Origin of the sequence: Streptomyces spongiae, assembly GCF_009377185.1 — a bacterium.
Taxonomy (GTDB): domain Bacteria; phylum Actinomycetota; class Actinomycetes; order Streptomycetales; family Streptomycetaceae; genus Streptomyces; species Streptomyces spongiae.
The window spans coordinates 1-13,733 of the sequence record NZ_VJZC01000249.1; the positions used below are offsets into that span (position 1 = coordinate 1).

Genomic DNA, 13,733 nt, shown 5'->3' on the forward strand with positions numbered 1-13,733 from the left:
GCTTTCAGGGGCGCGGGGAACTGCGCGACCAGCCACCCCCAACCCGCACCAACCCACCCACCCCAGACACCCACCTCGGGAGCATGGGGGCGCAGCCCCCGGGATGGGATGTCTCGTCAGGCGGCAAGCGTCGCGAGGAACTCCGTGCAGGCGCGGGCGCAGTCGCGGCAGGACTTGGCGCTGTCCTCGGCGCCGGGGTGGGCGTCGAAGGCGTGGGCGCACTCCAGGCAGACCTCCCGGCACCACTCCACCTGGGCCCGGAGGGCGGCCTCGTCCTGGTGGCTCTGCTCGGAGAGCACCCGGCACGTCGCGTCGCAGACCTCCGCGCACATGATGCCCTTGCGTCGTACACGTTCCTGGTCACTGGGCCCGTCCGGATCAGCGAGGCTCGCGCGCAGGGCGCAGGCCCGCGCACACTCCGTACACGACTGCGCGCACGCGAAGCGGTCCTCGAGGAACCGGAAGAGCTCCTGCTGAGAAGTCGTCGTCGATGTCACAACGGTCGGGTAGCCGCGCGGAAACCCGTCAAACCCGGCTGCGGAACGGTACGCCGCGGGGCGGTTCACTGACGCCTACGAGGGTATTCGTCACATATGAGTACGGAATGGGTGCATTTCGCTGCAGGGGGAAGCGCACTGGTCGGTCTCTGGTCGGTCATCATGGGCGTGCTCGTCGTGGCGCTGCTGGGCGGCGCCTTCTGGATGGGCAACCGCGTACGCGGCCGTGAGCCGCGCCGGCCGAGCCCGCAGGAGCAGCCGCGGCTGCCGGAGGGCGGCGCGGTCCACGAGGAGCAGCACAACCTCGAGCCCGACGAGATACCCAAGAGCGAGTTGCGGCTCACGCCCTACCAGGTCCACGGGAACCTGGGCTCACGGACGACCACGACGAAGCAACGGCCCCGGTGGAGCAAGGGCGGCAGTGGTTCCTTCGGCAGCGGCGGCCTGGGCGCCCACTGAGGCAGCCGAGGCGCCCGCCGAGCGCACAGGGAGGGTGAAGAGACATGGCACAGCGCACCGCGCTGCCGCTGCCCGACTACGACCATCTGCCGATCGGCGGTCTGGAGAGCCGCGTCCGCGCGCTCACCGCCGACGAGGTGGAGGAACTGCTCACCTACGAGCGGGCCCACGCCCACCGCGTCCCGGTGACCGAACTGCTGTCGGCCCGCCTGGAGCAGCTCCACTCCGGTGCCGAGCCGACCTCGGGCGACCGCGGTGCCGTACGCCCCGAAGGGTCCGGGCGGCCCAGGACGGGTTCGCCCGTGTCCCCGGCGACATCACCGCAGCCCCACAGCCCGCCGCCGCACGGAACCCCCGACCAGCGCGGGCGCCCGAAGGGCAATCGCACCGCCTAGTGCGACCCGCACCCCCTCAGCGCTCCCGCAGTGCCGCGAGCGTGGCGTCGAGACCGGCGCCGCGGGGCCGGTTGAACGGCAGCCTGCCCAGTACGACGGCCATGCCACAGGTGTCACTGAGCGCCGAGTAGGCCAGTCCGCCCGCGATGGCAGCGGACAACAGCTGGAAGGCCGGGTGGACGGTCACGCCGAGTGCGAGGCCGAGCAGGACGATCACCCCGGCCGTGAGCCGGACCTGACGTTCCATGCCCCACACCGCGCGCGCCGCGCCCTCGGGCCGGTGCAGGTCGTGACCGCGGGCGGCCCAGGCGCCCGTACCACCTGCCAGATTCGCCGCTGCGATGCCGTGCTCGGCGAGGGCGCGGCAGGCGTTCTGGGAGCGGGCGCCGGAGGCGCACACCATGAGCAGGGTGCGGCGGGATGCCGCGCGTTCGAGGGTGGGCAGGGCACGGCGGAGGTCGTCGAGGGGAACGTTCAGGGCGCCGGGCAGATGGCCTGAGGCGTACTCGGCCGGGGTGCGGACGTCTATCACGGTCAGCTCGGGCAGGCGGGCATGGGCCTGGGTGATGTCGAGGGCGAGCGGGGTGGTCACGGGATGTCATCCTTGCTTTTCGACGGGACCCCGAAGCGGGAGTACATTACCCCCAGGGGTATTTCGCGGGGTTTCTTCGAGGGAGTTGATCGTGGAGCTGGATCTCGCGGGCGCCGAGCTTCGAGCCGTGCTCAACCGGCTGCGCCGGGCTCAGGGCCAGATCTCCGGGGTGATCCGGATGATCGAGGAGGGCCGCGACTGCGAGGAGGTCGTCACCCAGCTCGCCGCCGCGTCACGGGCCCTCGACCGGGCGGGCTTCGCGATCATCGCCACCGGTCTGCAGCAGTGCCTGACCGGCATCGAGGGCAGCGAGAAGCCCGAGGAGGACCGCGACGCGATGCGGGCCCGGCTGGAGAAGCTCTTTCTGTCGCTCGCCTGAGTGGTTCACACGGCCATGTCGATCAGCATGAACACGGCCACCGCCAGCAGCACGACCGCGAAGATCCGCTGGAGCAGTCCCCCGGAGACACGGGCACTGAGGCGTTTCCCGTCCCAGGCGCCGAGCACGGCCGCTCCCGCGAACGGGGCGACGACCGCCCAGTCCAGCCCGTGGGCCGTACCCGAGCGGGCCGCGAGCGCCGCGAGCGAGTTGACCGTGATGACGAGCAGGCTGGTGCCCACCGCCACCCGCATCCGCAGCCCGAGGACGCCCACCAGGACCGGTACGGCGAGGAAGCCGCCCCCGACGCCCAGGAGCCCGGTGACCGCACCGAGTCCGGCACCGGCCACGGCGGCCCTTCCGGGACGTACCGGGGAGTCGCTGTCGGACAGGGTCGGCTGCCGCGGCATCCGCAGCATCCGCAGCGCGGCCAGGGCCGCGACCGCACCGAAGGCCCCGGTCAGCACGGTCTCCGGAACGTCGGCGGCGAGGATCGCGGTGAGCATGGCCGGGACGATCCCCGCCAGGGCGAAGAGGCTTCCGGTGCGCCAGCGGACGTTGCCCTCGCGGGCGTGTGCGGCCAGGCCGGTGGCGGAGGTGATGGTCACGATGACCAGGCTCGCGGTGGTGGCGGCGACCGGGGTGAAGCCGAGCAGGTAGATCAGGGCGGGCACGGCCAGTACGCTGCCGCCGCCTCCGAGTGCGCCGAGCGTCAGTCCTATGACTCCGCCGACGGAGAGGGCGAGGACGGTCACGCCGTACCCCTCTGGGTGCCGGTTGGCTCGGGGCTGCGTGCCGGTGGGCGCGTGCGGGTCGTGCGGGCCCGCGTGGCGCAGCCGCGAAAGGTCACAGCCCCGCGCCTATCGGGGCACGGCCGTGAGGCCCGCTTCCACCGCTGCCGCGAAGGGGTCGTCGATCGCGACGACCGCCCGCCCCGCCGCGTCCAGCAGCGAGGCCGCGATCGCCGCGCGCATGCCGCTGGCGCAGTGGACCCAGACCTCTCCGGCGGGAACGTCGTCGAGTCGCTTGTGCAACTGGTGGATCGGGATGTGGACCGAGCCCGCGATGTGCCGGCCCGCCCGCTCGGAGTCTCGGCGGACGTCGAGGACGACCACGTCGTCGCCGAGGTGTTTCGCGAGGTCGGTGAAGGTGGCGCGGGGGAAGGAGACGGGCGTCTCGCCGTCCCGGACCCAGGATGCGGGGCCGCCGACGGCCGCGGCTGCGGGGCGGTCGATACCGACACGCACCAACTCTCGCTGTGCGGCTGCCAGTTGGTCGGGCGACTCGGCGAGCAGGGTCACCGGCTTGCCCCACGGGATCAGCCAGGCCAGGTAGGTGGCGACCTTGCCCTCGGCTTCGAAGTTGAACGATCCCGCCACATGCCCCTCGGCGAAGGCGACACGGCCCCGCAGGTCGACCACCCACTCCCCCGCGGCCAGCCGGGCGGCGATCGCGTCGGCGTCGGCGACCGCGGGTGGGGTCAGGTCGATCCGGGCGGGGCCGACGGCGTTGGCGGGGCCCATGTGCGCGTAGTAGGCGGGCACGTCCTCCAGGCCGGCGAGCAGTTCGGCGACGAAGGTGTCCACCTCCCGCACGAGTGCCGGGTTGCCCGCCTTCTCCTTGCCGATGGTGGTGTGGTCGCCTTCGGCCTGCCCGGAGGAGCAGAAGCTGCCGAAACCGTGTGTCGGCAGGACGGCCGTCTCGTCGGGCAGTTCCTCGGCGAGCCGGTGCGCGGAGGTGTGCTGGGCACGCGCGAGCCGCTCGGTGAGGCGCGGTTCGACGAGGTCGGGGCGACCGACGGAGCCGAGGAGCAGGGAGCCGCCCGTGAAGACCGCGACGGCCGCCCCGGCCTCCTCCAGCGCGTACGAGGTGTGGTGCGGGGTGTGCCCCGGCGTGGCGATGGCACGCAGCGCGAGACCGGCGTCGACCTCCACCCTGTCGCCGTCGTGCACGGCGATCCGCTCGAACGAGACGTCCGCGGCGGCGGGCACCAGGTAGGCGGCGCCGGTGACGCGGGCCAGCTCCAGACCGCCGCTCACGTAGTCGTTGTGGATGTGCGTCTCGACCACATGGGAGATGCGCACCCCGCGCCGTACGGCCGCCGCGATCACCTGGTCGAGGTCCCTCGGCGGGTCGACGGCGACAGCCGTGTGCGCGCCGCCGGCGAGATAGCTGCGGTTGCCGAGCCCTGCCAACTCGATGGTGTCGACGAAGAACACCTGGGCACTCCCTTCACGAATCATCGACTATTACCCCCGGGGGTATGCGACGACCCTAGCACGAGTACCCCGGGGGGTATTTTTGAGCTAGTACGGCTCCCCGGCAAAAGCACGATCGGACACGTGAGTGCCGCGGGCGTGGGCTTCCAACGCACCCCGGGTACCCCGCTGGGAGGAGTTGTCCCGGGCCCGTCCGGCCCGCGCGAACGCGGCGGGGCGGGCGGACCCGTGGTGAGCCCGCCCGCCCCGCCGGGACAGTGCGACCGCCGCCGTCAGGCGTCCGGCTCCTCCCGTGCCATCGGGGGCTCGGCGGGCGTGGGGGCGGGCGAGGTGAAGAGCACGGCCCTGGCCACCTCCGGGGCGAACAGGGCGCTCATCGGCTCGCTCAGCGACAGGACCGAGCGGAAGGCGTTGCCCACCACGGGGTCGCCGGGGCTGCGCTGCTGGAGGCGGCGCAGGTACCAGGCGACGGGACGGTCCACGGCCCGTGAGGCGAGCGCGTTCCCGATGGCACCCGGCATGTTCTTGTCCGACCCGGCCGAGATGTCCCAGGCCTGCCGGGACGCCGCGAGGAGGGCGCGCTGCACCCGCTGTGTCGTCGGTGTCCGGCGCGCGTCGGTGAGTGCGTCGCGCAGCGCCACGGCGGTCATCGCGGCCACGGCCATGCCCTGACCGTAGATCGGGTTGAACGTGCACAGCGCGTCCCCGGTGGCCAGGAAGCCCGCGGGGCGCCGGCCGGGCAGGTCGTACCGGCGCCGTACGTTGGCCGTGCTGCGGAAGCCGAACACCGGCGACTGCGGCTCGGCCTCGCGCATCCAGCGGTGCACGAAGGGGTGCGGCAGCCGCTTCGCGTACGCCACGTACTCGTCCTCGTCCGTGGGCGGTTCATCGCCGCGCAGGCCCGAGAAAGTGGCCAAATGGCTACCGTCCTCGAGGGGCAGGACGACCGCTCCGTAGACCTGCCCGGGATCCGGGACGATGTACAGGCCGCGCGTGTCGGCGCCCAGGGTCCCGTCGGTGTCGCGGTAGACCCGTGAGGCGTACGCGAGCCCGGTGTCGATGGTCTCCTCATGCGGGGCGTCCGCGCCGATCGCGGTGAGCCACTGCGGAGCCTTCGTACCGCGCCCGGAGGCGTCCACGACCAGGTCCGCCTCCAGAGGGCGCTCCTCCTTGCGCGCCCCGTCGCCGCGCTCGCGCACCAGCACGCCCCGGACCCGCGACGCGTCACCGAGCAGCCCGACGACCTCGGTCGACTCCAGCGTGGTGACGGCCGGGTTGGCGAGCACCCGCCGCCGTACCAGCTCCTCGATCTGCAGGCGCGAGCCGGTGAAGACGTGCGTCGACGCCGGGGAGCGCCTGATCCAGCGTCCGACCTGGCACTGCACCAGGTCGGCCGGCAGCCCGACGCGGGGCGCGCCCGCCGCGCCCAACTCGTCAGTGAACCCCGGCAGCAGTGCGTCCAGGGCCCGTTGCCCGGCATCGAGCAGGGCGTGCGGGTGCCGGCTCTGCGGCACCCCGGGACGTGGACCGACGCCGTCGGGGTAGCGGTCGCGTTCGACGAGCGTCACCCGGTCGGCGTGTTCGGCGAGGACGTGGGCGGCGAGCAGGCCCGCGATGCTGCCTCCCATCACGACCGCATGGCGCCCCGCCGAATTGCTCCGCCCCCAACTAGCCGTCTGTTTCGGAGAGTTCACGTTGACTTCGCTCCTCAGATTCAGCACGTCTGATTCAGCACGTCGTTCCCGAGGGTCCAGTCTCGCGCGCGCGGGGGATGGTTGATCGCATTCCGGCCCGGTTCTGCGGGGCGCATCGTGGCGCATCCGCACCGGGCGGGATCGCGTCCGCCCCCCTCACCGCCCCCGTCTGTCGGTCTCGTCGGTTCCGTCCCCGGTGGATCCGTCGGGCCACACCCCCACGTGGTCAGGTTCGGCGGTCAGGCGGACCCGTCCGCGCAGGCCGTAGCGGTCCACGTAGTCGCGGGGCAACTGGAGGCGTCCGGCACGGTCCAGGACGGTGTACTCCTCGGCTGCCGTGCCGCCGGGGCCGCGCAATGTCTCCGTCGAGGTACGGCCGTCGCGGATGCGGACCGTGCGGCGGACCTGTTCGGAGACGAGCGGGTCGTGGGTGACGACGAGGACGGTGGCGCCGAGTTCCTCGTTGGCGCGGCGGAGCGCGGCGAAGACGTCCTCGCCGCTCGCGGTGTCGAGCTCGCCCGTGGGTTCGTCGGCGAGCAGCACGCGCGGCGCGTTGGCGGTGGCCACCGCGACGGCGACGCGCTGCTGTTCACCGCCGGAGAGTTCGGCGGGGCGCCGGTCGCGGCAGTGGGCGATGCCCAGCACATCGAGGAGTTCCGCCGCGCGCGTGGCCCGTTCGCGGCGCGGCACGCGCGTGTACTTCATGGGCAGCGCCACGTTCTCCAGGGCGGTGAGGTAGGGCAGCAGGTTGCGGCCCGTCTGCTGCCACACGAAGCCGACGGTGTGCCGGCGGTAGCCGAGGCGCTCGCGCCGCCCCATGGCGAGCAGGTCGTGACCGGCGACCCGGGCGCGGCCCGCCGTGGGCAGGTCGTGACCCGAGAGGATGGACAGCAGCGTCGACTTGCCGGAGCCGGACGCGCCGACGAGCGCCACGCACTCGCCCTTTTCGACGACGAGGTCGAGTCCCTGGAGCGCCTGTACCTCGACCTCCTCGGTGCGGTAGACACGGACCAGGTTGTCGCAGACGACGAGCCCGTCCCCGTCGTCGACGCGCGGGCGACGGGCGTCGCGGGCCCGTTTCTCCAGGGTGCGCAGGTCGCTCTCGTGGGGCTCGGTCACCGCTCCTCCAGACTGATGGTGCTGATCTCCGGACCGCGGGAAGGTCACCGTTCCTCCCCGAGGTGCAGGACCGCGCCGAGGCCGCGGCGTCGTCCGATCCAGGTCTCCACTGCCACCGTGGTGGCCACGAGCACGCCGAGACCGATGCCGAGGGCGGCGGTCAGCAGCAGGTCGGGGTGGACGGCGGGGGCGGAGGGACCGCCGGTGAACTCCCGCAGGTCCAGGGTGGGTCCGAGCAGTGTGGGCAGCGTCAGGCCCAGGGCGGTGCCGCCCACCAGCGCCGCGAGCACCATGGGCAGGAGCTGCACCAGGTGCAGTGCCGACGTGGCACGCCCGCCCAGGCCGAGGGTGCGCAGATAGGAGGCGGTGCGGCCGCGTTCAGGGGCGGACAGCAGCAGGTCGAGGACGAGGGCCAGCAGGGCGAGGAGCACGGCGAGGGCGGTGCACGCGGTGTACGCGGTCCTCAGGACGGCGATCATGCCGTCGGTGTCGGCGTCGGCCACCTCCTCGGCGCGCAGGCGCAGTTCACCGACCGCGGTGTCGGTGGCGGCGCGCGGTACGAGGGAGCGGAGAGTCTCCACGTCCAGCCGCGGGCCGTACAGCAGGAGCGCGGACTCCTCGACATCGCTTGCCTGGAAGGCGCCGAGCGCGCGGTTGTCGGTGAGCAGCAGCCGCTCCCGGGCCTCGGTCGTGCTGCGGACGGGCCCGAGCGCCGGGTCGTGGAGCACCTCGTCGGGGAGGCCGCCGACGACGCGCAGGCGCAGGTCGCGGTTGCGCGAGGTGATGGTCAGCAGGTCGCCGACGCGGGCGTCGGTGGCGAGGACCCGGATCTCCCGGTCGCCCTTTCCACCACTCTCCCGTCCGGAGAGTCCGGCGGTGTCGAGCGCGCGTGCCGCGGCCGAGTCGGGTGCCGCCTCGCGGAGTTCGGCGCCGTCGACACCGACGAGGCTGGCGACGCCGTACCGCTCGCCGTTGGTACCGCTCGTCGGGTCGACACGCAGTTGGCGCACCCTGACCGAGTCGCGCACTCCGCGGACGCGGGTCAGACGTTCGGCGAGGTCGGGGTTCTGTTCAGCGCCCCGGAACGAGGCGTCGGCGCCGACCTCCCAGGCGGCGGCCGTCCGGCGCCCGTCCGCGAGCGTCCCGGCGATCAGCCCGCCGAACACCGCTCCGGCCAGCGTCACCACCAGGACGAGCAGCGCGAGCGCCCGGGCCGGGGCGTCCTTCGCGGCCCGGGAGAGCGCGACGACCGCCACGACGCCTCGCCTCCGTGCGGACCAGCGCGCCAGGAGCCGTACCGGCAGCGGGTAGCAGCGCACCAGGACGGCGACCGTGACGAGCCCCAGCAGGGCGGGCACGGCGGCGAGCAGCGGGTCGGGCCCGGCGTCCCCGGTCGTGCCCCGGGACCGCAGCGCGGCCACGCCGGCCGCGGCGAGCAGCAGCACCGTCGCCTCGGCGACGATCCGGCGGCCCGCCGCGTGCGGGGCCGGCTCGTGCCGCGGGGAGGCGGCGCCGTCGCGCAGGGCGTGCCAGGTGAGCGCCGGAAGGAGCAGCCAGACGAGCAGGGCGACGAGCAGCCCGTACCGGTACGTGGGTGAGGCGTCCGGAAGGGACCCTGCCGCGACGAGTCCCAGGACGAGCCCGAGCAGCACGGCGGGCGCGGTCTGCGCGGCCCGGAGCAGCGCGACGACGGTCGCGGACGCACCGCGGGCGCGCTGGAGCCGGTGGGCCGGGATGCGGCGGCGCACCGCGAGCAGGGCCGTGGCGACGGTGGTCAGCAGTCCGACCACGGCCAGGGACGCGAGCCCGAAGGAGATCACGGTACGGCCTTGTTGCCACTGCGGGGCGAACTCGCTGAGCACGTCGGGGAGTTGGGTGCTGGACTGCATCGCGGAGGCTCGATGCGGGCCGATCAGGCAGTCCATACCCAGTACGAGGCCCCCGCAGTAGTCGTCGCGCGCGTCGTGCGGGTACTGGTAGAGGAGCCGCCCGAGGTCGGCCTGTCCCCGGTCGTCGGCGAACCGTGCGGCGGTGCGCGCGTCGAGGTCGAGGCGCATGCCCCAGGTCGCGGTGAACGTGGCCTCGGCCTGCGTCTGAAGCGTGGTGACGGTGCGCGGGGCGACGAGGGCACGGGCTTCCCAGCCGAGCCCGGAGTCGCTGTCGCGTGAGTACTGGGCGGGGCGGGCCAGTTGGGGCAGTTCGCGTACGAGGCGGTCCCCGCGCACACCGTCCTCGGCGGCGGTGGCCCCGGCCGCGGTGTCCGCGCCTGCCCTGAAGAACCCCACCACGACTGCGGTGCCGCGCACCTTCCCCAACGTGCCCGGCTCGATGGGAAGTCGCTGACCGAGCCGCAGCTTCAGCGCGTCTCGGGTGCTGGTGGAGACGGCGATCTCCAGGGCCTCGGCGTCCGGGTCGGGCGGCCGTCCCTCGGCGTACGCCGCGCGGCCGGGTGCGTCGGAGGCGTACACCAGGCCCAGTCCGACTTCTCCGGCGGCCGTTTTCGTGGTGACGAGGGGCAGTTCGACGCGGGTGGAGTCGTGGACGAGGCTGCCGTCGAGGGCGCCGGGGACGGCGTCACCGATCACTGTGGTGACGGAGCGCAGCTCCTCTGCGAGGTCACCGGCCGCGGCGCCCGGGACCGTCGGGTCGAACGCCGCGCTGAACCGGATTCCGGGCTCGTCACGCTGCGCCAGCTCCAGCCGTGAGGCGAGTGCCCGGCCCGCGAACCGGTCGAGGAGGACCGGGCTCGCCGCGGCGACCGTGGTGAGCAGTGCCGTCAGGACCATGAGGCAGGCCAGCAGGGGCAGTTCGGCCCGTGCCTCACGCACGGCGACGGGGACGGGCCGCCGCGGGGGGCGTCTGTTCGGTTCGTCCGCCGCCGGCGGCGGCACGCGGCGCGTCATCGGTCCTCCCCCGCCCGCAGCACCCGGGCCAGGTCGACACGTCCCAGGACCCTGGCGGCGACCGTCACGACCGCGCAGATCACGAGGGTCGTCGCGCCCGCCGTGAGGACCACACGCAGCCACGGCACGTCGGTGAGCAACCCGGGGTAGACCGGCCGTCCGGTGTCGTCGACGGTGACCACCGGCATGATCAGGGCGGCCAGCGCGGTGCCCAGCAGGGTGCCGAGCACCGCCGCGACGCCGGCGAGAGCGAGTTGTTCGGTCCACAGGTACGCGGCGAGCTGGCGGCGTCGTACGCCCAGCGCCCGCAGCAGCGCGAACTCCCGTGCCCTGGCGCGGGCCGAGAGCGCCGTGTGCAGGGTGAAGCCGACGACGGCGAACGCCGGCGCGAGCACCAGGCACAGCGTGAGCCCGCTGCGCGCGCCCTGCCGGAGCGGGTCGGCGGCCAGCCGGGCCCGCACGTGGGGCACGTCGACGGCCGTACCGAGGCGCGGGTCGGCCCTCACGGCGCGCAGCGCGGCGGTGGCGTCGCCGTGATCGGCCGCCACCCACCAGGCGGTCTCGGCGCCGGGCAGGACGCCGTCGAGCGCCAACTGGGCTGCCATGGCCCGGGAGTCGACGAGCATCCGGGGACGACCCCGTTCGCTGCCCGGCACGGCGTCGATCTCCCCGACGACCTTGATACGGGCCGTGCCGCCGCCTGCGCGCCGGAAGGTGACCGTGTCGCCGACGCGGACCACGCCGGAGGCCAGCAGGGCGCGATCGGCGAGGGCGGGCGCGGCCGTGCGGCGCTGTGGGCGTTCGGTGCCGAGGCGTATGTTCCACGTCGGGTACTTGACCGTGGTGTCGGGGCCGCGCAGCACCGCGTCCAGGAGTGTGCCGGGTCCGGGGCGGTCGGTGCAGAGCACGGGCCCGGGGGCGCGGCCGGGCGGCCAGACCGACTTGGCCTTCGGGCATCCGGCCACGGACAGGTCGGGGGCCTCGGCGCGCAGGTCGTGCCAGGCGGCGGGCCGGGTGAGGCCGGGAACGCCGTCGACGGTGAGGTGGTAGGTGCGCCGCACCGTTTCGCCTTTCATGCTCACGCCGAGTTGGACGATGCGCAGGCCGTCGCCGGTGGCCGGGACCTTCAGCCGGACCGTACGGGCCTGCCCACCGGTGTCGTCGAGGGCCACCTCACTGGTGTGGGTGAGGCCGTCGGCGTCGACGAAGTGCACGGAGAGCCGGACGGGTACCGCGGTGCCGGATCCGTCGGCGGACAGGCGGACGCGGAGCGGGAGTTCGCGTGGGGCGTCGTCGAGCGGCAGCCCGTAATCGGGGACGTTCCGGCCGAGAGGGGCGACGAGGTCGGCGACGGGTCGGTCCGTGAGGTCGGGGCGCAGGGCGGGGGCGGGGCCGCGCGCGGTGTCGATGCCGGTGACGGTGATCCAGCTCTGGCCGATGTAGCCGTTCGTGTCGACGACGGGGGTGACGGACCGGGCGCCCGGTAACGCGGCGTACGTCGTGCGGCGTTCGCCGGTCGCGAGCCGGTCGCTCGGCTCGATCCGCAGGTCGGAGCCCACTGTGAAGACCGCCTGGTCGTGGTCGCCGCGGTCCAGGATGGCGAGCGCGGTGCTGCTGAGCGCGGCGACGGCCAGGGCCAGCGTCACCAGCAGCGCGGGCCCGGCGTGCCGGGCCGCGCGCCGCCCGATCTGCCAGGCGCCCAGAGGCAGCACGAGCCCGGTGCCGCGCCGTGCGAGAGGGTCGGTGAAGCGAGCGAGCAGGGGCAGGGCCCGCAACACGAGGAGTGCGGCGGCGCAGGTCATCGCGACGGGTGCGAGCACCAGCACGGGGTCGACGCCCCCGTCGGTGACCGGGGAGCGGTACTGCCGCAGCTGGAGCCAGCCGAGCACGGCGACGGCCGCGAGCGCGAGGTCGGCGCCCAGCCGCTGGGCTCCCGCGAACCGCCCGAGCCGCAGCCTGAGCCGGCGCACCGCGTGCCGGTCCCGCACGGTCCGTACGGTGGGCAGCAGCAGGGCGGCGCCGTGCACGACGACAGCGAGCAGAGCCGCCGCCCAGCCCACCGCCAGGGTCCCCGTCGCGGGCACGTCGCCGGGGATCAGCCCGGCCCGGTCGAGCAGGCGCAGCAGCGGACCGGCGAGGAACGGCGCGGTGAGTCCGGCGGGTACCGCGACGGCCGCCCACTGCGCCACGGTCGCCGCGGCCAGTCTCGGTGTTCCGGCGCCGCGTGCGGCCAGCAGCGCGAGTTCGGGGCGGCGGTGCTCGGCGATCTGGCGCGCGGTCAGCACGAGGGCGGCCGCGGCCAGGGCGGCCAGCAGGGTCGCGGGGACGTAGAGGCCGGCGCGGGCGACGGCGATGGGGGTGGCCAGGTCGTCGAGGGCGCCGTCGAGTTGGGACTCGACGCTCAGCTCGGCCGTCGGCCGCGCACCGCGGAAGACGGACAGCGAGACGTCGCTGCCGCCGAACCCGTCGGCGCGCCGCTCCAGCGCCTGGATGTCGTCGAGTCGCAATCCTCCGGCGTCCGGTACGGCGAGCCAGAGCTCGTCGGCGTCCCGGGCCAGGGAGGGGGTCTCGGTCAGTGCGGGTCGTGGCACCAAGGCGATGGATTCGGAGTCGCCGATGGCGCTGGTCAGGTTCGCCCAGACGGCCGGGCTGCGGCCGTCCGTCCGGTACAGGCCGGCCACCCGCATCCGGATCTCCGCCCCGCCGTTCGGCTGGACCCGTAACTCGCCGCCGGGCCGCACCCCGAGCCGTGCGGCGTACACGTCGGTGAGCGCGGTCTCGACGACGCCCGCGTCTCCGGTCGTGCGCGGCCAGCGCCCCGCCGCCAACCGGGCGTGCCGGGACTGCTCTTGGAGGGCGACCAGGGACACGTCGGCGTCGTCGCGTCGGTCGCCGGCCGCCTCGGTGACCGCGAGCTGGGCGGAGCTGCTGTCGGGGGCCCGTAACGCGGACCAGGTGTGGTGCGGTACGTCGGCGAAGGCGCGGTCGACGGCGGCCCGTACGAGACCGTCCAGGCGCCCGTCGTCGCGCGGGACGTACTGGCCGGAGACCTTGATGACGGCCTCCGACTCGCTCGCGAGCCGCCGTTGTACCCCGCCCTCGACGGCCTTCTCGGCGAGGGCGGCCAGTGCGGCCAGGACGGTCGCGGCCAGCAGAACGGCGAGCCCCGCGGCGCCGAGCACCAGTCCGTGGTGCCCGGTTCCCCGTATCGAGGCAGGCGTACGTCTCCCGCTCAAGCCGGTGATCTCCCCCCAGTGCGACGGCACAGTATGGGCACCTCGGGGCGGTGCCCGCAATCTTGGTGACCGGTCAGCCTTGACCACCGGCTTCACAGAAATCATCGAAGAACGACAGAACAATTGACGTGCTCGCGGCACGACCCTACCTTCTGATCGATTCGCCGAACTTCGTTCGAAATCTCGACCCTTCTCCCCGGCTCCCGCACGCCCCCCCTGGAGACCAGATGAGCGCAAGAC

The 13,733-nt window shown here is 73.9% G+C and carries 11 protein-coding genes; 3 read left to right on the forward strand and 8 right to left on the reverse strand.

Features of this window, described 5'->3' with window-relative positions; translation table 11 throughout:
* Positions 1 to 116: 116 nt before the first annotated feature.
* Positions 117 to 497: a four-helix bundle copper-binding protein gene (locus FNH08_RS28000; RefSeq protein WP_322725568.1), complete on the reverse strand. Its 381-nt coding sequence runs from the start codon at positions 495 to 497 to the stop codon at positions 117 to 119.
* A gap of 96 nt (positions 498 to 593) precedes the next feature.
* Between FNH08_RS28000 and FNH08_RS28005 the strand changes: the two genes are divergently transcribed.
* Complete coding sequence (locus tag FNH08_RS28005) at positions 594 to 956, forward strand: DUF6479 family protein (RefSeq protein ID WP_152774315.1); 363 nt, start codon at positions 594 to 596, stop codon at positions 954 to 956.
* Positions 957 to 1,000: 44 nt separating this feature from the next.
* On the forward strand, positions 1,001 to 1,351 hold the full coding sequence (locus FNH08_RS28010; RefSeq protein WP_152774316.1) for a hypothetical protein: 351 nt from the start codon (positions 1,001 to 1,003) through the stop codon (positions 1,349 to 1,351).
* Positions 1,352 to 1,367: 16 nt separating this feature from the next.
* On the opposite strand, the gene FNH08_RS28015 is transcribed toward FNH08_RS28010, so the two are convergent.
* Positions 1,368 to 1,943: a rhodanese-like domain-containing protein gene (locus tag FNH08_RS28015; RefSeq protein ID WP_322725569.1), complete on the reverse strand. Its 576-nt coding sequence runs from the start codon at positions 1,941 to 1,943 to the stop codon at positions 1,368 to 1,370.
* 91 nt (positions 1,944 to 2,034) lie between these two features.
* On the opposite strand from FNH08_RS28015, the gene FNH08_RS28020 reads away from it, so the two are divergent.
* The gene (locus tag FNH08_RS28020; protein ID WP_322725570.1) at positions 2,035 to 2,322 is read left to right on the forward strand and encodes a metal-sensitive transcriptional regulator; all 288 of its coding nucleotides are present in this window, start codon (positions 2,035 to 2,037) and stop codon (positions 2,320 to 2,322) included.
* Positions 2,323 to 2,327: 5 nt separating this feature from the next.
* Here the strand turns inward: FNH08_RS28020 and FNH08_RS28025 are convergent, their stop codons facing one another.
* The 6 genes from FNH08_RS28025 to FNH08_RS28050 form a co-directional block, all read right to left on the reverse strand.
* Positions 2,328 to 3,077 carry a sulfite exporter TauE/SafE family protein gene (locus tag FNH08_RS28025; RefSeq protein ID WP_322725572.1) on the reverse strand — a complete coding sequence of 250 codons (750 nt, stop codon included), beginning with the start codon at positions 3,075 to 3,077 and terminating at the stop codon, positions 2,328 to 2,330.
* Between the two features lie 105 nt (positions 3,078 to 3,182).
* Positions 3,183 to 4,541, reverse strand: a complete 1,359-nt coding sequence (locus tag FNH08_RS28030) for an MBL fold metallo-hydrolase (RefSeq protein WP_322725576.1) — start codon at positions 4,539 to 4,541, stop codon at positions 3,183 to 3,185.
* A gap of 272 nt (positions 4,542 to 4,813) precedes the next feature.
* Complete coding sequence (locus FNH08_RS28035; protein WP_152774323.1) at positions 4,814 to 6,169, reverse strand: FAD-dependent oxidoreductase; 1,356 nt, start codon at positions 6,167 to 6,169, stop codon at positions 4,814 to 4,816.
* A 222-nt stretch (positions 6,170 to 6,391) separates the two neighbouring features.
* A complete protein-coding gene (locus tag FNH08_RS28040) occupies positions 6,392 to 7,354 on the reverse strand; it encodes an ABC transporter ATP-binding protein (RefSeq protein ID WP_322725574.1) in 963 nt (320 codons plus the stop codon).
* 44 nt (positions 7,355 to 7,398) lie between these two features.
* Positions 7,399 to 10,257 carry an FtsX-like permease family protein gene (locus tag FNH08_RS28045; protein WP_152774320.1) on the reverse strand — a complete coding sequence of 953 codons (2,859 nt, stop codon included), beginning with the start codon at positions 10,255 to 10,257 and terminating at the stop codon, positions 7,399 to 7,401.
* A complete protein-coding gene (locus tag FNH08_RS28050; protein ID WP_228034397.1) occupies positions 10,254 to 13,493 on the reverse strand; it encodes an ABC transporter permease in 3,240 nt (1,079 codons plus the stop codon). The genes FNH08_RS28045 and FNH08_RS28050 overlap by 4 nt, the downstream gene beginning before the upstream one ends.
* Positions 13,494 to 13,733: the final 240 nt, after the last annotated feature.

Coding starts and splice junctions, on each gene's coding strand:
- FNH08_RS28010 (WP_152774316.1), top strand. CDS start 1,001: ATGGCACAGCGCACCGCGCTGCCGCTGCCCGACTACGACCATCTGCCG.
- FNH08_RS28005 (WP_152774315.1), top strand. CDS start 594: ATGAGTACGGAATGGGTGCATTTCGCTGCAGGGGGAAGCGCACTGGTC.
- FNH08_RS28045 (WP_152774320.1), bottom strand. CDS start 10,257: ATGACGCGCCGCGTGCCGCCGCCGGCGGCGGACGAACCGAACAGACGC.
- FNH08_RS28035 (WP_152774323.1), bottom strand. CDS start 6,169: ATGGGAGGCAGCATCGCGGGCCTGCTCGCCGCCCACGTCCTCGCCGAA.